11 protein-coding genes and 1 other RNA gene are annotated in these 17,830 nt (G+C 60.1%); 3 read left to right on the top strand and 9 right to left on the bottom strand.

The features are described from left to right. Window positions 1-148 precede the first annotated feature (148 nt). Window positions 149-868, top strand: a complete 720-nt coding sequence (locus ABD819_RS14710; RefSeq protein ID WP_345125550.1) for a hypothetical protein — start codon at window positions 149-151, stop codon at window positions 866-868. Window positions 869-980: 112 nt separating this feature from the next. Here the strand turns inward: ABD819_RS14710 and ABD819_RS14705 are convergent, their stop codons facing one another. The 4 genes from ABD819_RS14705 to ABD819_RS14690 all read right to left on the bottom strand — a co-directional run bounded on the left by ABD819_RS14705 (window position 981) and on the right by ABD819_RS14690 (window position 8,641). Next, the gene (locus tag ABD819_RS14705; protein ID WP_345125549.1) at window positions 981-1,562 is read right to left on the bottom strand and encodes a hypothetical protein; all 582 of its coding nucleotides are present in this window, start codon (window positions 1,560-1,562) and stop codon (window positions 981-983) included. A 187-nt stretch (window positions 1,563-1,749) separates the two neighbouring features. After that, window positions 1,750-3,015: an NADP-dependent isocitrate dehydrogenase gene (gene icd, locus ABD819_RS14700; protein WP_345125547.1), complete on the bottom strand. Its 1,266-nt coding sequence runs from the start codon at window positions 3,013-3,015 to the stop codon at window positions 1,750-1,752. Window positions 3,016-3,213: 198 nt separating this feature from the next. Next, entirely contained in the window at window positions 3,214-6,309 is a 3,096-nt protein-coding gene (locus ABD819_RS14695) for a M16 family metallopeptidase (RefSeq protein WP_345125545.1), read from the bottom strand. Between the two features lie 226 nt (window positions 6,310-6,535). Further along, on the bottom strand, window positions 6,536-8,641 hold the full coding sequence (locus ABD819_RS14690; protein WP_345125543.1) for a DNA polymerase III subunit gamma/tau: 2,106 nt from the start codon (window positions 8,639-8,641) through the stop codon (window positions 6,536-6,538). 331 nt (window positions 8,642-8,972) lie between these two features. Between ABD819_RS14690 and ssrA the strand changes: the two genes are divergently transcribed. Then, window positions 8,973-9,345, top strand: a transfer-messenger RNA (tmRNA) gene (gene ssrA / locus ABD819_RS14685). Window positions 9,346-9,424: 79 nt separating this feature from the next. On the opposite strand, the gene paaZ is transcribed toward ssrA, so the two are convergent. The 3 genes from paaZ to ABD819_RS14670 all read right to left on the bottom strand — a co-directional run bounded on the left by paaZ (window position 9,425) and on the right by ABD819_RS14670 (window position 12,737). Then, window positions 9,425-11,488 (bottom strand): phenylacetic acid degradation bifunctional protein PaaZ, encoded by a 2,064-nt coding sequence (gene paaZ / locus ABD819_RS14680; RefSeq protein ID WP_345125542.1) that lies wholly within the window; start codon window positions 11,486-11,488, stop codon window positions 9,425-9,427. Between the two features lie 93 nt (window positions 11,489-11,581). Next, entirely contained in the window at window positions 11,582-11,956 is a 375-nt protein-coding gene (locus ABD819_RS14675) for a DUF3037 domain-containing protein (RefSeq protein WP_345125540.1), read from the bottom strand. Further along, a complete protein-coding gene (locus tag ABD819_RS14670) occupies window positions 11,943-12,737 on the bottom strand; it encodes a HipA family kinase (RefSeq protein WP_345125539.1) in 795 nt (264 codons plus the stop codon). Before ABD819_RS14670 ends, ABD819_RS14675 begins: the two co-directional genes overlap by 14 nt. Window positions 12,738-13,087: 350 nt before the next feature. Here ABD819_RS14670 and ABD819_RS14665 point away from each other — a divergent pair, with 350 nt between their 5' ends. Then, complete coding sequence (locus ABD819_RS14665) at window positions 13,088-15,808, top strand: putative Ig domain-containing protein (protein WP_345125537.1); 2,721 nt, start codon at window positions 13,088-13,090, stop codon at window positions 15,806-15,808. A 194-nt stretch (window positions 15,809-16,002) separates the two neighbouring features. Here ABD819_RS14665 and ABD819_RS14660 read toward each other — a convergent pair whose 3' ends face one another. Further along, on the bottom strand, window positions 16,003-16,749 hold the full coding sequence (locus ABD819_RS14660) for a DUF4097 family beta strand repeat-containing protein (RefSeq protein ID WP_345125536.1): 747 nt from the start codon (window positions 16,747-16,749) through the stop codon (window positions 16,003-16,005). A 312-nt stretch (window positions 16,750-17,061) separates the two neighbouring features. Further along, a complete protein-coding gene (locus ABD819_RS14655) occupies window positions 17,062-17,829 on the bottom strand; it encodes a DUF4097 family beta strand repeat-containing protein (RefSeq protein WP_345125535.1) in 768 nt (255 codons plus the stop codon). Between the last annotated feature and the right edge of the window lies 1 nt (window position 17,830).

The raw sequence follows: 17,830 nt of genomic DNA, 5'->3' as shown, positions 1-17,830 counted from the left end.
GGCGTGTCCGGCGGGTGTTTCCGCGCTTCCGGCGGGGGTTTCCGCGTGCCCGGAGCGGGTTTCCGCTGGGGCGACAGGTCTTTCCGTCGGGACGGAAATAAGGCGTAGTATTGTGGCTGTTAAATTCACTTTATTCCCCTCTTTTCCAATGGATGACCGTCGTCTACCTTTTACCTTCCGCCTCGATGAGCTGCTGCCCGTGGCGCGCCGGCTCCGCGCCAGCTACGTGCGCGACCAAACCGATTTTCAGGACCTGCTGCCCGAGGACTACACCCCCGCTTTTCTAAAAGATTTTGATGCCGCCAGCGCCGCCGTGGAGGGCGTGCAGCGTAGCAGCGTGGCCATTGCCGAGCGGCAAGTGGTGACGCAGCGCATCGCGGGGCTGCTCGACAGCCTGCCGCAGCTCCTCAACCGCCTCGAAGCCCGGGTGCGCCGCGCCGAAGGCCTCAGCGTGCCGGCCAAAAAATTCGGCATCGAGGCCGTGCGCCGCGACCGCAACGACAACGAGCACGAGGGCCTGGCCGACTCGCTGCACACGCTGCTCCAAAACATCGAAGCCAACAAAAAAGCCCTGCTCGCCAAAGGCCAGAAGCCCGAGGAAAACACCCAAATCCAACGCCTCTACGATGACCTGGTGCAGGACAGCACCGCCCAGGGCAGCGACCTCAGCGACCAGCGCCTGCTCACGGCCGACAACGCCCAGCTGTTTCGCGCCCTCTACGCGCCCCTGAAACACCTGTTCGATGACGGCAAAAGCCTCTACAAAACCGCCGACAAGGTGAAGCTGCAGGACTACACGCTGCGCAAGGTGCTCCAGCAGGTGCGCCGCGAGCAAAGCGCACCGGCTAATGCGGCGAAGAAAGGCTAGGCTTGGAAGGAATGGTTAGGCATAGAAAAGGGCACCCGCTTGGCGTGGGTGCCCTTTTTGTGTGTGGCTTGGCGCGCGTCTGCGACGCGCGCCAGCAGGGACTTAAACCTGGCTATTTCGTCAGTTTAAAATCCAGTCCAAGCATCGCGTATCCCAACACAAACCCCTTATTCCCAAGCCCTATATTGACTGGTTTTATCTCATAGGTAAATCTGCTGGCAGGCGGGCTGATTCTGAATCCAGCTCCGATATTTCCACCAACATACAGGGTTTTAAAATACGCAGAGCTGTTGTTGCTAATTTCACCACCATTACCAAACAGCCCCCTGGAATAATTAATAAAAACCCCGGTATTAATTAGCAGGGAAACTGATTTGTATCTTACTAAATCATAGGCAGCGTTGATTCCGAGCGAAGTTGTGCGATAGAATTGGTCTCTCACATCATTGATTCCAGCTGACGAAAATTCACCGTGGAGCAGGTTGGGACTTACTCTCAACTTTTCATTTTGTCCAAAGTTTTTTTGATAGCCAATCAAATAGACCACACCCAACCCTGTTTCCGTTTCACCATCATTACCGCCCAATCCCACTCCAACCTTAATTGAACTTCGGGTAAAGTGCGTTTCTTGTGCCTTAACACTTAGTGTTAAAAATAAAAAAAGTAATGCAAGAACACTGCTACTGTAATTCATAAATCTTTAGCTTTCAGTTTTACACTAATTAACGCTATTCGGTATTTTGCCTTCTAGTCATAGGTAGCATTTGCTTATCATGGTCTATTGGCTTCCTGCGGCAGCCTTAATAGCGACAATAGAAACCCCCGCGCCAGCCAAAGCCGACGCGGGGGTTTCTATTGTTGCTTAAGCTACTGCCAAGCTACTACATATTCTTTACAATCTCAGCGCCAAATTCGCTGCATTTCAGCAGGGTGGCACCTTCCATCTGGCGTTCGAAGTCGTAGGTCACGCGCTTGCTGGCGATGGCGGCTTCGAGGCCTTTATTGATGAGGGCGGCGGCCTCTTTCCAGCCCATGTACTCGAGCATCAGCACGCCGGAGAGGATAACCGAGCCGGGGTTCACTTTGTCGAGGTTGGCGTATTTGGGAGCCGTGCCGTGGGTGGCTTCGAAGATGGCGTGGCCGGTCACGTAGTTGATGTTGGCCCCCGGCGCGATGCCGATGCCGCCCACGATGGCCGCCAGCGCATCGGAGATGTAGTCACCGTTCAGGTTCAGGGTGGCGACCACCGAGTATTCCGAAGGGCGCAGCAGAATCTGTTGCAGGAAGGCATCGGCGATGCTGTCCTTGATGATGAGCTTGCCCTGCTCCTGGGCTTGCTTTTGCAGCGCGTCGGCCACGGCCACGCCCTGCTTGGCCACGATTTTATCGTACTGCGCCCAGGTGAACACCTTACTGCCAAACTCCTTCTCGGCCAGCTCGTAGCCCCAGGTTTTGAACGCGCCTTCGGTGAACTTCATGATGTTGCCCTTGTGCACGATGGTCACCGACGGCAGCTTGTGCTCCAGCGCGTACTTGATGGCGGCGCGCACGAGGCGCTCGGTGCCTTCCTTGCTCACCGGCTTGATGCCGAACGAGGACGACTCGGGGAAGCGAATTTTCTTCACACCCATCTCATCCTGCAGGAATTCCAGCATTTTCTGGGCCTGGGGCGTGCCGTACATGTACTCGATGCCGGCGTAGATGTCCTCGGTGTTTTCGCGGAAAATGACCATGTTGGTCAGCTCCGGGCGCTTCACGGGCGAGGGCACGCCGTCGTAGTAGCGCACGGGGCGCAGGCAGGCGTACAGGTCTAGCTCCTGGCGCAGGGCCACGTTCAGCGAGCGGATGCCGCCGCCCACGGGCGTGGTCAGCGGGCCTTTGATGCCCACGAGGTATTCGCGGAAAGCGTCGAGGGTTTCGGTGGGCAGCCAGTTGCCGGTTTGCTTGAAGGATTTCTCGCCGGCCAGCACTTCCTTCCACATCAGCTGCTTTTTGCCACCGTAGGCCTTCTCCACGGCCGCGTCGAACACAAGCTTGGAGGCCCGCCAGATGTCCGGCCCGGTACCGTCGCCCTCGATGAAGGGAATGGTGGGTTTGTCCGGAACCGTCAGCTTGCCATTTTTGATGGTGATTTTTTGCTCTGCCATGTGGGTAAAGTGTTGTTTTTAGTTAATCGTTCAGGCGGGGAACCTCACCCCTAGCCCCTCTCCAAAAGAGAGGGGGACTAGTTTTAGTCTTTATTTCTAGCCTTAGAACTGTTCTAGTCTGAACTAGAAACTAGTCCCCCCCTCTCTTTTGGAGAAGGGGGCTAGGGGGGTGAGGTTCCCCCGGGGCGGCACTACTGTTTAGTACCCAAAAATCTCCTTCAGCGTGAGCTGCTGCACCGCGCCGTACTTGGCCAGCTCCTTGAAGTTGAGCCGGTCTTTCGAGCCGATAACCAGGATGACCTGGTTCTGGCCCTTGATTTTGCTGGTTTGAAACTTCCTCAGCTCATCGAAAGTCATTTTCTGGGTGCTGGCGTACACGTCGCGGCGCAGGTCGTAGTCAAGGCCGAGGCGCTTGGCGCGCTCGTAGCTCAGCAACACGTTGCCCTTGGTGATGCGCTCGGTGCTGATGCTGTTGCGGATGGCGTTTTTGGCGATTTCCAGGTTGGCTTCGGCCACCGGCATATCGGTTAGCAGGGCTTCCATGCCGGCCATGGCCTCGGGCAGCTTGTCGCTCTGCGTGCCGATGTAACTCAGGTTGTAGTTGGAGCGGCCCAGCTTGTCGGCGCTGTTGTAGCCGGAGTAGGCCGAGTAGGCCAGCGCCTTGCTCTCGCGCAAATCCTGAAACACGATGCTGCCCATGCCACCGCCGAAGTACTCGTTGTAGAGCGCTACCGTGGGCGCGAGGTCCTTGCTATACAGGTCGCCCTTGGTCAGGAACAGGATTTCGGCCTGCACCATGTTGTAGTCCACCCAATAGACCTTGCGGTCCTTCATGGGCTGCTCGGCGAAGTCTTTGGCCACCGGCGCGGGCGTGAGTTTGACGGGCGTGCGGTGGTTGTATTTGATTACGTTTGCAATTCCCGCCGGATTACGGCGTTGAAAGCCAGGAGACCCGCTTTCATTCGCGGCTATTGTCATACTCTCATAACCAGTTAAAACACGCGGTCCATAATACAGCACCCGATGCTGATACGTTGGCAGCTTCTTAATCAAAGCCATGAGCTGCTCCGGCTTCAGCGCCTTCAGCTCTTTCTCGCTTAGAATGTTCGTAAAGGGGTTTTTCGAGCCGTACTTCACGTAATTCACCATCGCCGCGTTCAGAATTACGCGCTTTTCGAGCTTGGCATCCTGGCGCTGCTTGAGCGTGCCGGCCACCATGTTTTTCAGGGCGGCGGCATCGGGCTTGGGCGCGGCCATCAGCTGTTCAAACAACTTCAACGCGGGCTCCAGGTTGCTATCGAGGCCGTTCAGGGTCACGTAAATCCGGTCGGGCCCGCTGCTCACGTTGAAGGAGCAGCCCAGCTTGTAGAACTCCTGTTGCAGCTGCGCGGCGGTGTACTTGCCGGTGCCGAGGTATTGCAGGTAATCAGCCGCCAGGCCCCAGCGCGAGTCGTTGTTCTTGCCCAGGTCGAACACGTAGGACAGGTTGAACAGCCCGTTCTCAGCGTTGTGCGTGTAGTACAGCGGCAGGCCGGGCTTGATTTCGGTTTCCTGAATGTCCTTTTTGTAATCCACGAACACCGGCTCAAGCTCCGTGCTCGGCAGCGCCGTGAGCTGCTTGTAGAAGGCCGAAGACACGTCGCGGTTGGCCGGCACGGGCGTAATGGCGGGTTTCACCACCTTCACCTTGTTGGGGTCGGTGCCGGTGCGCTTGAACACGGCCACGTAATTGTCGCCGTAGTTGTCGTTGGCGAATTTCACCATTTCGGCTTTGGTAATCTTGCCGAAATCGTCCTGCTGCTTCAGGTAGTCTTTCCAGTCGATGCGCTCGATAAACGCCTCGTACATGGCACTGGCGCGGGCCTCGTTGCTCTCATACGCCTTGGTGCGCGTCAGCTTCTCGTTGTTGATGATGGCCGGAATCAGCCAGTCGGGGAAGTTGCCGGCTTTCACCTTGGCCAGCTCGCCTTGCAGCAGGTCCTTCACTTCTTCCAGCTTCTGGCCCTGGCGTGGCGTGCCGTAGATGACGTGGGTGGAGTAGTCGTCGTTGAGGTCGGTGAACGAAGCGGCTTCCAGCACCTTCTGCTGCTGGTTCAGGTCGAGGTCGATGAGGCCGGCCTGGCCGTTGGTCAGGATTTTATCCAGCATGCGCAGCCGCACGCCATCCTGTGAGGCCTTGCCCGGCAGGCGGTAGCCCAGCATCACGTTTTCCGACTGCGGCCCCACGATTTCGCGCGTAATCGGCGCGGTCAGGGGCTTTTCAACGGCCGCGCTGAACACGGGAACCGGCTTGCTCGGCAGCGCCCCAAAATACTTGTCGATGAGCCGAATGGTCTGGTCGAAATCCAAATCACCGCTCAGGCACAGCGCCACGTTGTTGGGCACGTAGTACTGACCGAAATACTTCTTAATTTCCGTGATGGACGGGTTTTGCAGGTGCTCAATCGTGCCGATGGTCGTCTGCGTGCCGTAGGGGTGCGTGGGGTAGAGCGCAGCGTTCAGCGCCTCAAACTCCTTATTGAAATCCGAGTCCAGCCCCCGGTTTTTCTCCTCGTATACCGCTTCCAGCTCCGTGTGGAACAGGCGCGGCACCATCTCCTGCATGCGCTCGGCCTGAATGGCGGCCCACTTCTCCAGCTGGTTGCTGGGAATATCTTCCTGGTAAACCGTTTCCTCGCTCGACGTGTGCGCGTTCGAGCCCTTGGCCCCGATAGCGCCCATCACCTTGTCGTACTCGTTCGGCACGGCATACTTCGCGGCCACGCCCGAAATCGAGTCAATCTGGTGATAGGTGCGCTTGCGGGCGGCCGGGTCGTTGCGCTGGCCGCGGTACGTTTCGTACAGCGCCTCAATCTTGTCCAGCTCAACCTTTTCCCTGGCCCAGTCCTGCGTGCCCAGCTTCGACGTGCCCTTGAACACCATGTGCTCGAGGTAGTGCGCCAGGCCGGTAGCGGCGGCAGGGTCGTTTTTGGAACCGGCCCGCACGGCCAGATAGGTCTGGATGCGCGGCGCGTCCTTGTAATCCGACAGGTACACGGTCAGGCCGTTATCGAGCTTGTAAATGCGCACGCCCAGCGGGTCGCCGGCTACCGATTCGTAGCGGTATTGCTTGGGCGCGACTGCCGTAGCAGGCATGGAAGCGGGTGCGGCCGCAGTGGCGGTAGCGGCCGTGGTGGCCGACTTGCTCGATTGGCACTGCGTAGTGAGGCCCAACACCGCCAGGGCAGCAAACAGCAGCAAAAAGTTGTTTTTCACGAAGGGCGCGGGCGGGTAGCTGAGGGATTCAAAAAACAAAGGTAGCTGGCTGATAGGGGAATAAAAAACGAATTTTTAGTCTATCTTGCTGGTTTGCTTCGCTCTCAGCCCGGCAACTGAGTTTCAGACCAATTACCTCCCCAATCGTTTGCAGGATTCTTGTGCGTGCAAACCCAGCCAAATTGCAGTATGGATGCTGGGAATCCGTGCGCAGGAACGTCCCACACACAGACTTCCAGCGGCCAAGCCACCGAGCGAACCGGCGTTAAAAATCGGCTTCCAGACCCAGGCGTTGCTTGGCCTCGCGCAGGGCGGGGAACCGTTCGGCCAGGTATTCGAACTTATCCGAAGCCGTGTAGAGCTTCTTGGCCGTGGGTGCGGCGGCCGCCACCACCGGCTGCACGGTGAGGCGCGGGTGGCCAGTGCGGCGGCGCAGCTCCGCCAGGAATTCCACCCGCATTTCATTGAACTGGTCCACCTGGATGGGGTTGTCCACGGCCAGCTCGATGTTGTGCTCGGTGTTTGCGGTCACGGAACGGTTCAGCACCCAGAATTCGCTCATGCGGTCCTGGGCGCGGCGCTCCTCGGCCAATTCCTGCCACACCCGTTGCAGCAGTGCCGGGTCGATGGGTGCTACCGGGCCGCTGGTGAACTGCGGCTCGGCCGCAGCAGTCGTCGCTGATGGGCCGGCGGGGCGGCTGCTCATGTTCTTGAGGCTAGGCAGCTTACTGGCCAGGCTGGGGATTTTGGCGAAGGCAGCCGCCGGCGATGGGCGCGGCCCGGGCTCAATGCCCTCGAAGCTGGGCACCCCGATTTCGACGTGCGGCAACGTGTCGCGCATCTGGTGGCGCTCGGTAATAGCGGCAGCCGGGTCGGCCTCGATGCTGGGCGTATCGTGCAGCTCCTCCACGCCGTTCTCCACGGGCAGGGGCTCGGGGCCGTCGGCCGGGGCCGGGCCGGTGGCTACGGGCGCGCCGGCCGGCATGGGTAGCGGGGCGGGCGCGGCAGCCGGGCGCGGGGCCGCGACGTAGGTGGCGGCTGGCGACTCGGTGGCGTACGCTACCGGCGAGGCCTGAGAAGCTGAAGCCGCTACTGCTACTCCATTCGATATTGCTGGAGTAACAGCCAAAGGCGAGGCTACCGGCGCGTGTTGCACATCGCCGTTATCGTTGCTACCCGATGCGGGAGTAACCGAAGCGTCGCCGCTGCCTAGGCTGCTAGTTTTTTTTTTAGCCTCGCCGTTAGTGGCAGGGCTCAGCTCGCGGACGAACTGCACGGCCCCGTTCAGATAGGCCAGCTTCATCAGAGCCAGCTCGACGTGCAGGCGCTGGTTTTTGGCCTGCTTGAACTCGCGGTCGCACTGGCTGATGAGGTTGAGGGCCGAGAGCAGGAAGGCCAGCGGCGCAGCCTGGGCCTGCGCCACGTACTGCTTTTTGATGCCATCGGACACTTCCAGCAGCTGTACAGTTACGGCATCTTTGCAGACCAGCAGGCCGCGCAGGTGCTCGGCGGTGCCCACCACGAAGTTGTGCAGGTCGAAGCCGTTCTGCATAACCTCATCGAGCAGCAACAGCGCGGCGGAGAGGTTTTCGGTCAGCAGGCCGTCAACCAGCCGGAAATAGTAGTCGTAGTCGAGGATGTGCAGGTTTTGCACCACCTCCTTGTAGGTGAGGTTGTTGCCGCCGAAAGTGACCATCTGGTCGAACATCGATAGGGCATCGCGCAGGCCACCGTCGGCCTTCTGGGCCAGCAGGTGCAGGGCGTCGTCTTCGGCCGTGATGCCTTCCTGGGTGGCTACGTAGCGCAGGTGGCTGCGCATGTCCTCCACCTTGATGCGGCTGAAATCGAAAATCTGGCAGCGCGACAGGATGGTGGGGATAATCTTGTGGCGCTCGGTGGTGGCGAGAATAAATATGGCGTAGCTCGGCGGCTCCTCTAGCGTCTTGAGGAAGGCGTTGAAGGCCGCGTTCGAGAGCATGTGCACCTCGTCGATGATGTAGACTTTGTACTTGCCGGCCTGCGGGGCGTAGCGCACCTGCTCCACCAGCGAGCGGATGTCTTCCACCGAGTTATTCGAAGCCGCATCCAGCTCATGGACGTTGAACGAGGCGTTTTCCTGGAAGGCCACGCAGGAGGCGCAGGTGCCGCAGGCCTCGGTTTCGGGGCTGAGGTTGGTGCAGTTTATGGTTTTGGCCAGAATGCGGGCGCAGGTGGTTTTGCCCACTCCGCGCGGGCCACAAAACAGAAACGCCTGGGCCAGGTGCTGACTCTGAATGGCATTCTGCAGCGTGGTGGTGACGTGCTGCTGCCCCACCACGCTGCGAAACGTGGAAGGACGGTACTTGCGGGCCGAAACGACGAAATTATCCATAAGTTCTGTGTAGCAAAGTTACCCAGAAATGGGCGGCTTTAGAAGCGGTTTGGCTTATCCGCAGGTTATCGGAACGTCATGTCGAGCGCAGCCGAGACATCTCGCTCGGGGCAGTAACCATAATCGTTGAACGATTGAATTACTACCACACGCGAGATGTCTCGGCTGCGCTCGACATGACGTTCCTTTCACTTGTTCCTCGTTCTAATTCATTCCCAAACACCCGGCCCACCGGAAACCTTCCCTCCTGCCCCACCGTTTCAGCTTCACCGCGTATCTTTGCGGCCCGCTTGGTCCTAACAAACCATTTGGGACTCGTTCTTTACCATTTGGGGATGACCGGAATTGACAGCTTGCGCAAATTGCGGGTAAGCGTGCCAGGAGTTGATGGAAGCTCTCCTGTCAAAAAATCTATCAAACAACAACTGGCGACTATTCGTACGCCATGGCTGCCTAATTCAGAATTAGGTAATTGCCATCGTTCCGCCTGGGTAAGTTTCTACACCTGGGAGTTCGGAGCGTCGTAAGTAGAAAATAGCCTTCGGGGAGCTGTGACTCGGGGGCGAAACTCAACTGCAGCTAGGGGCAGTGCAAAGGCCTGATGTGCGCCTGTACCGCCATGAAAATCCAAGCATAGATACGCACGTAGAAAGCACGTTGATTTCCTTGTCTGGACCAGGGTTCGAATCCCTGCATCTCCACCCATTACCGAAAAAAGCCCCGCCGGTCGCACGACCAGCGGGGCTTTTTTTTGCCTGACAATTCGGGATTGCCCGACTGAGGCTACTCCTGGTTTTTCTTTTTGACCATAGTCATAATCGTCGCCACGGCCACGGTTTCGCTGGTTTCGTCGGTCACGGTAACGAGCCAGCGTACGATGCCTTTGGCGATGTCGGTTTCGTCGCGCTTTTCCTGACCCACTTTTTCCTTCACCGTGAGCTGCACGCCGATGGTGGTGCCGGGGTACACGGGCTTGGTGAAGCGGCACTCGTCGAGGCCGTAATTCAATAGCACGGGGCCTTTGCGGGGGTCGACGAACATGCCGGCAGCCTTGCTCAGAATGTAGTAGCCGTGGGCCACGCGGCCGGTGAAGAGCGTGCCATCCAGCGAAGTAGCATCGACGTGGGCGTAGAAATTATCGCCCGATACGTTGGCGAAATTACTGATGTCGGCCTCCGTTACGGTGTGCTTGTGCGTGGTGTAGGTTTCGCCGATTTCCAGCTCCTCAAAATAGCGCTGGAAGGGGTGCTTGTCGTATTCAATCTGCTGCGCGCCGGTCTGGTACACCTCCGTGATGGCGGTAATCATGCTGGGCGAGCCTTGCAGGGCCACGCGCTGCATGAAGTGCTCCACGCCGCGAATGCCACCCATTTCCTGGCCGCCACCGGCCCGGCCCGGGCCACCGTGGATGAGCTGCGGCAGCGGCGAGCCGTGACCGGTGCTTTCCTTGGCCATCTCGCCGTTCAGCACCAGGATGCGGCCGTGGTGGGTGGCCGCGCCCAGCACGAAGTCCTGCGCCGTGCGGGGGTCATTAGTGGCCAGCGAGCACACCAGCGAGCCTTTGCCGAGGTTGGCGATGGCGATGGCTTCGGCGGTATCGCGGTAGGGCATGAGCGTCACGACCGGGCCGAAGGCTTCGACTTCGTGGCTGTCGAGGTGGCGGAAGGGGTCGTTATTCAGCAGCACGATGGGCGAGATAAACGCGCCTTTGGTGCTGTGCGCGCCCCGGTCCTGGCCCAGGATTTCCACGTTGTCGAGGTCGCCGTAGACGATGGGCGTGGTCTTGGCGAGTTGCCGCACCCGCTCGCGGAGCTGCTCGGCCTGGGCGCGGCCGGCCAGCGCGCCCATGCGCACGCCCTCGGCCTGCGGGTGGCCCACGGTGGTTTGGGCCAGAGCCTTGCCCAGGGCAATCTGCACATCCTCCAGCAGCTCAGCGGGCACGATGGCACGACGGATGGCGGTGCATTTCTGCCCGCACTTAGCCGTCATTTCCTTACGTACTTCCTTGATAAACAAGTCGAACTCCGGCGTACCGGGCTTGGCATCCAGGCCCAGCACGGCGGCGTTGAGCGAGTCGGCTTCCATGGTGAAGGGCACGGCTTCCTCAATGAGACGCGGGTGGGCCCGCAGCTTGCGGCCCGTGGTGGCCGAGCCCGTGAACGTGACCACATCCTGATACGTGACGTGGTCGAGGATGCCGTGGCCGGTGCCGATGACCAGCTGCAAGGCCCCGGCCGGCAGAATACCGGAGGCGATGATTTCGCGCACCACGGCTTCGGTGAGGTAGGCGGTGGGCGTGGCGGGCTTCACCACGGCGGGCATGCCAGCGAGCAGGTTCACCGCAATTTTCTCCAGCATACCCCAGATGGGGAAGTTGTAAGCATTGATGTGCACGGCCACGCCTTCGCGGGGCACCATCAGGTGCTGGGCCATGAAGGTGCCGCCCTTGGACAGGCCCACCGGCTCGCCCTCCACATAAAATGGCTTGTCGGGAAACTTGCGGCGCAGCGAGGCGTTGGCAAACAGGTTGCCGATGCCGCCTTCGATGTCAATCCACGAATCGGCCCGGGTCGCGCCCGAGCGGTAGCTCAACTCGTAGAACTGCTCCTTCTTGCTATCCAGGTGGAAGGCCAAGGCCTTGAGCATGCGGCCGCGCTCGTGGAAAGTCATTTTGCGCAGGGCCGGGTTGCCCACCCGGCGGCCGTAGTCGAGAATGGCCGCGAAATCGAGGCCCTCGGTGTTGGCCACGGCGATGAGGTCGCCGGTGCTGGCATCGAGCAATTCCTGCTGGGTGCCCGAGCCGGGCATCCAGTGGCCGAGGGCGTAGTTTTCGATGGTTGGGGTCATATTGGAGATGGGTGGGATTAGAGCGGTTTCAGGGTCAGTGTACAGTTTTTAAAGGAATTAAGGCGGAAAATGCGCTAGCAGTGAAACCAACGGTTATTGCACCAGCTCGGCAAAAAGCCGCGTGAGCGTCGCGGCCGCGTCGGCGCAGCGGCCGGGGTGCACGGGCGAGCACTGCACCACGGTGCTGCGGGTAGCGGTGAGCCAGCGAAACCGCTCAGCAATGGGCAGCTGGCCGATGGTGCCACCAGTGGCCCGGCCCTGGCAAATGCGCTCGAAGGCGTGCAGGCGGGTGATTATTTCCTCCTGCTCTAAATCGGGGGCGAAGGCGCGCAGCCGGGCTTCGGGCAGCGCGCACCGGGTTTCGAGAAAGCCCAGGCTGCGGCAGTACAGAATGACTCCCACGTTCAGAAATTCCTCGCGCTCCACGCGGGGCACCACGCGCAGCACGGCGTACTCAAATACGTGCATGGCGGGCGTCCTGAGCTTCCTGAACAAAGATTTCGGAGGCCGCCAGGCGCGCTTCGAGGAAGCGGACGTAGTCGGCGCGCTGGGCCTCGGGCGGGGCGTCGCCGTTGGTCAGCCACTCGTCGGGCACCAGGGCCACGATGGCGCGGAATACCTCGGGCGTAAGCCGGGCGCGGTAGTCGGCATCGACTTCGGCCAGCTCGCTGGCCTGGGGCAGCAGCACATGGTCCTTCACCTGCGGGAAAGGGCGCGGGCGCGGCGCGGCCCATTCCGGACCGGCGTGGTGGGCGTAGAGGGCCGCGCCGTGGTCAATCAGCCACAGCTCCTTGTGCCACATCAGCAGGTTGGTGTTGCGGGCGGTGCGGTCCACGTTCAGCGCGAGGCAGTCGAGCCACACGATTTGGGAGGCCAGACGGGGCTCGATGGTGGTCACCAGCGCATCGAAGGTGATGGCCCCGGAGAGGTAGTGCAGGGCGAGGTTGCGGCCGGTGCTGGCCCGCAGCAGGTCCTGAATTTCCTCATCGGGCTCGGTCCGGCCGAAGGACTCGTCGAGCTCGCAAAACACCAGCTCGGGCACCCGCAGGCCCAGCACGCGGGCTATTTCGCCCACAATGAGCTCGGCAATCAGGGCCTTCACGCCCTGGCCCGCGCCCCGAAACTTGAGCACGTAGAGGAAGTTGTCGTCGGCCTCGACCAGAGCCGGCAGTGAGCCGCCCTCGCGGAGCGGGGTCACGTAGCGCGTCACGGCCACGGTTCGGAGTTCAAGGGCAGGGTTTGCCGCCATGCAGGATGATGAATGGGATGTTGCCGCGCAAAGGACGGACAATTCAGTAGGTCTCGGCAATTGCTGTAGCGCAGGGATTGGGTGTGCTGCCATTACCTGAAGCACAGCTATTGGCTACAATAGGGCTTAGACGGCAATAATTAAAAAGTTAACAAAAGAATTATTTCATATTTATTTGCTTGACTGATTATTTCTCATACATTTGAACTATATCCTTTACAAACAGCCTTTTTGGCATCTTAAAAAGATATTAATATAATAATTACCAGAATTTGTACGGGGTAATTATTTATTATTATTTTATTTTTCCACGCAATACTCATACTTTAATCCATTCTTGATTTTTTCTTATGAAACACTTCGACAATGCCGAAACTACGCGGGACTTGACGGGTGAGGGGAGAAAGCCCCGGACCCATCTCATTTGCTGGCCCGCCTTACGCGTGCTGCTGCTTTGCCTCGTGCTGGGCGCGGGCGCAGCTACCCCGGCTCACGCCAGCCACTTCCGCTACGGCACCTTAACCTGGCGTACTGTGGCTACAGACCCCAGCAAGCGCACAATAGAATTCCGGGTGAGCCAGGCGTGGCGGCGCAGTTTCGGCGCCACGAACCTGACCGTTGGCTCGACGGTAGTAACTGACCAACTGTACTTTGGCGACGGGACGAGTAGTGCCGTCAACCTCACGGTGACATCAGTCGATGTGGTCAACGACAGCTTTTACGGCGAGGCTACCATTAGCCATACTTACGCAACGGTGGGCGATTTCCGGGCCTTTTACACGAATTGCTGTCGCCTGAGTACCCTGTCTAATAACGCCAACGGCAGCTGGTACGTGAGCACCCTCGTGAACGTGGGCTCGGGGAACAATTCGCCCGTATCGACCCTGGTGCCGGTCGTGAACGTGGCAATGGGTCAGGCGGCAGCCACATTCAAGCTGCCGGTGAGCGACCCCGACGGCGATGCCCTTACCTTCTCGCTGGCCACAGTGGCCGACTTAAATGGCAATCCTTTCGCCAACGCCCCCGCCCTAGCCGTTGATGCGACTACCGGCGTGGTCACGTTTGGCACCGTAGGGTACTCGGTAGGTCAGCAGTTTAATGCGGTTATCAAGGTCAGCGACGGGCGCACCAGCGTGCTTATCGACTTCCTCATTAATATAACCGGCACTTCCAACGCACCGGTATTTGACTACAGCATCACGCCGCCCAATGGCTTTGTGTACCAGCTGGCCCCGGGCCAGGCCCTCACGTTTGGGGTGCGGGCCAGCGACAGCGACCCCAACGACGTGGTGAACCTGCAGGCGTTTGGGCTACCGATAGGCGCTGGCGTGGCCCCGGCATTGCCCGCCAACGGCAACCCGGTACAAACCGCTTTCACCTGGACCCCCACGGCGGCTAACCTGGGTACTATTATCATCAACTTCGTGGCTCAGGATTTGACCGGTGTTCAGGCCTTTACGTCGGTGACCGTTGTGGTGAGCCAGCGGCCGCGGTTTGATGTGCCGCCCACGCCCGCCGACCGCAGTGTGGTGCAAACCACGCCCGGCACGGCTCTGCGCTACCTGATTCAGGCTTCGGACCCCGATGCTACCGACCAGGTGAGCCTGGTAAGCGCCACCGGCCTGCCGGCGGGTGCCAGCTTTGCAACGGCGCTGCCCACGGCCGCCGCCAACCCCGTCAGCACCCAGCTGGTCTGGACGCCGGCCCTGGCCAACTGGGGCCCGCACGCGGTGACTCTCACGGCCCGCGACACGCACAACGAGCAGGCTACCCACACCCTCAATTTTGTTATTAACTCGGCCCCGGCGTTCACGTCGCAGCCCAGCGGCCTGACGCGGGTGGTGGGGCAGCCATTCGTGTACAATATCACGGCCACCGACCCCGACCTGCCCTTTGGCGACCAGCTGCAGCTGTTAGCCTCGGTGCTGCCGAGCTGGCTCCGGCTCGTGGACAATGGCAACGGCACGGCTACGCTCAGCGGCACGCCGGGCGCGGCGCAGGTGGGCACGCACCGCGTGACGCTGGAGGCCGAGGACATTTACCACCACGGCAACAGCTACGGCAACATTTCGCAGTCGTTCGTCATTACGGTGGTGGGGTGCAGCTCGCGGCTGGATGCCACGGCCGTTAACCCAACCTGCGCCAGCCCCATCAGCGGCAGCATTGCCCTGGTCGTGACCGGAGCCACGGCCCCGGTAGCCTTTGCCTGGACCGGGCCGAACGGGTTCCGCTCCACGGGCCAGAACCTGACAACGCTGGCAGCCGGCCAGTACACCGTCGTTTCAACGGATGCCAACGGCTGCACCGCCACCACACAGGCAACGCTGGTTGCCCCCGTGCCAGCCACGCCGCCCACCGTCACCGTCACGATTGCAGGGCCGGTGCCGACCCCGGCGCAGCCCAACACCATTTTCCTGGGCTATGGTCCCCAGACTGCTATCCTAAGCGCCACGGGTGGGGTGAGCTACCGCTGGAAACCAGCCACTGCCCTGAGCAGCGCCACCAGCGCCAACCCGGTGTTCACGCCAACGGCCGCCGGCACCTATGAGTACACGGTGGTGGCCACCAATGCGGCTGGCTGCACGGCCTCTACGGTGGTAAAACTGATTGTAGTGGACGTGCGCTGCGGCAACAACCCCAAGAACCCGAAGGTGCTGATATGCCATAACGGCCACGAAATCTGCGTCTCCGTCAACGCCGTACCCGCCCACATCGGCCCCGGCTCCAAGCACGACGATTACCTGGGCAGCTGCAAACCCTCGTCGACGAATCCCGCCGATGCGCTGACCCGTGCCGCGACCGACGAAGCGGTGCTGGACGCCTTCCCCAACCCGATAGCGGCGGGCACGGGCACCACGGTGCATTTCCGCACACCGGCAAAGACGGTTGCCACGGTGCGGGTATACAACCAAATGGGTACCCTGGTGGCTACGCTATTCGACGACGTGGCCGAAAGCGGCCGCGACTATTCATTCGCGCTGAACTCGGCCCAGTGGCCCGTTGGAATTTACCTCTGCCACTTCGTGAGCAAGGGTGAAACCCGCACCCAACGCCTGGTGGTGGCCAAATAAGTCCTGGCCTGCGGCCGCTTATGCTTGATACACAAAAGAGGCCCCTTCCACATGGCGGGGGCCTCTTTTTAATGCAAGCAGCGCATCAGGCGGCGTAGGAGGCGGGGGGAGCAGGCGCTCCGTTGAACCACTACCTGATTACTTCTGAAAGAGTTGACTACCCGTTGCGTGAAGCTGCCGAATAGTTGAATGAATTATTTCCGCTTGCGGAAATACACGTCGTTGCTGATGGATTCGAGCTTGACGAGCGGCCCGCTGCCCCTGAGGGTGCCCCGCAGCTGGTAGCCGGCAATGGGGTTTTTGCGGGGCGCGGTGCTGAAGGCAATGTCCTGGTCGGTATACACCTCACCGGTAATGGTTTTCAGCGAGAGCTCCGCGCCCTTAGTGGCGGGCCAGGCCACGTCCACAAAGCCACTGAGCGACCTGGCTTCGATGGCCCCGGTGAGGCCCTCGATATCGATGTTGCCGCTCAGCGTACTCACGCGCAGCGCCACGTCGGCCGGCACCGTGATTTCGTAGTCGATGACGGCGCACACCGGGTTATGGCGGTTGCCGTCGCGGTCGGGCGCGCCGTCGTCTTTGCCGTTGGCGAAGTACGTATCGCCGTAGTAGGCCCCGCCGTTGGGGCAGTCGCCGGGCTGGGCGTTGCGCAGCATTTCCTTGTTTAGGTCCGAGGACAGCTTCAGCTCTTCGCCCGTCTGCTCGGTGGTGAATGCAAAAGCCTCGTTCAGCTTATTCTGGTTGATGCTGACGGAGGCCTTCAGCGTCATTTTGCCACTGGCCCCGGCCCGGATGCGGATGTTGCTGGCCTGCCGCAGGTTCAGGTACACGCGCTGGCCAGCGGTCAGGTTCGTGCTTTTTTCGATGATTTTCTGGGCCCAGGCCGACTGGATACCGCTCGTGGCAAGCACCAGCAAAAGGAAGAGGAGGAACCGGCGCATCGTGCTGGTAATTAGAGGTGAAGGCCTGGTTTTGTGTTGGTTATTCTTGGGGGGCCGCTCTTTCGAGAAAGCACGTCATGCTGAGCGTAGTCGAAGTATCTCTACTGCGTGAGTAATCAACGCTGCCAATAGAGCAGTTTCCGAGTCAGTGTACATTTTTGAAAACAGTTAAAAGTTGAGAGTTAAAAGTTAAAACCCACTACGTCTGATTTTTAACTTTTAACTCTCAACTTTTAACTCTGTACATGGACTTGGAAACCGCTGTAACGAAGCGGGAGAGATGCTTCGACTTCGCTCAGCATGACCGTTTTGCTACTTGGCCTTGCGGAGGTAGATGTCGCCGCTCACCGTTTTGAGCGACACGGCGGTGCCGCCGCCGTTGATGCTGCCGTCCACAACCTGGCCGCCGATGTGGCGCAGCTCGTCCTGGCCCTTGCCCATGCTCATATCGAAGTCGGTGTACACCTCCCCCGATATCGAGCGCAGCTTCATCGTGGCCTTGGTATTGGCGGGCATGCTCACGTCCACATCGCCGCTCACGGTCGAAATCGAGCTGGGAGCCGGCCGCATGGCCGCGAAGCGCACCAGAATATCGCCACTTATGGTGTTGGCCACCACGGGGCCGGCCACGTTCGTGAGCTTCATGTCCCCGGATTTCATGTTCACTTCCAGGTCGCCGGTCAGGTCGCGCACCATCAGGTCGCCGCCGTTCCAGTTGGTTTGGTTGAACTGCACGGCCGAGTTGTGGGGCACCTGGATTACGTAATTGGCATCCTTCCGCGAGGCCCGCACAATGCGCACGGTGTTATCATTTTGCGTTACCGAAAGGCCGATTTTGGTGTTATCCACCGCCGAGTTGTAGATGGGCCGCAGGCCCTCGGCCCGCTTGGGCGCTTCCTCGAAGCCGTTGCCGCGAATCACCAGCTCATTGCCGTCGATGCCTTCCACGGTCACGTCGCTGCCCTGCATATCGAGCACGATTTTGCGGTCTTTGCCGCTGAGCCTGAGCTTGTAGTCCTGGGCGTGGCTGGCCTGGGTCGCCAGAAGGCCCGTTAAAGTGAGAAGAATGAGCTTATTCATG

This window comes from Hymenobacter antarcticus (assembly GCF_039539545.1).
Lineage (GTDB): Bacteria > Bacteroidota > Bacteroidia > Cytophagales > Hymenobacteraceae > Hymenobacter > Hymenobacter antarcticus.
This window is presented reverse-complemented; position numbering and strand designations above follow the sequence as displayed.

Bases quoted from the DNA above. Each gene is read 5' to 3' on its own strand.
- ABD819_RS14710 (WP_345125550.1), top strand. From the start codon at position 149: ATGGATGACCGTCGTCTACCTTTTACCTTCCGCCTCGATGAGCTGCTG.
- ABD819_RS14705 (WP_345125549.1), bottom strand. From the start codon at position 1,562: ATGAATTACAGTAGCAGTGTTCTTGCATTACTTTTTTTATTTTTAACA.
- icd (WP_345125547.1), bottom strand. From the start codon at position 3,015: ATGGCAGAGCAAAAAATCACCATCAAAAATGGCAAGCTGACGGTTCCG.
- ABD819_RS14690 (WP_345125543.1), bottom strand. From the start codon at position 8,641: ATGGATAATTTCGTCGTTTCGGCCCGCAAGTACCGTCCTTCCACGTTT.
- paaZ (WP_345125542.1), bottom strand. From the start codon at position 11,488: ATGACCCCAACCATCGAAAACTACGCCCTCGGCCACTGGATGCCCGGC.
- ABD819_RS14675 (WP_345125540.1), bottom strand. From the start codon at position 11,956: ATGCACGTATTTGAGTACGCCGTGCTGCGCGTGGTGCCCCGCGTGGAG.
- ABD819_RS14670 (WP_345125539.1), bottom strand. From the start codon at position 12,737: ATGGCGGCAAACCCTGCCCTTGAACTCCGAACCGTGGCCGTGACGCGC.
- ABD819_RS14665 (WP_345125537.1), top strand. From the start codon at position 13,088: ATGAAACACTTCGACAATGCCGAAACTACGCGGGACTTGACGGGTGAG.
- ABD819_RS14660 (WP_345125536.1), bottom strand. From the start codon at position 16,749: ATGCGCCGGTTCCTCCTCTTCCTTTTGCTGGTGCTTGCCACGAGCGGT.
- ABD819_RS14655 (WP_345125535.1), bottom strand. From the start codon at position 17,829: ATGAATAAGCTCATTCTTCTCACTTTAACGGGCCTTCTGGCGACCCAG.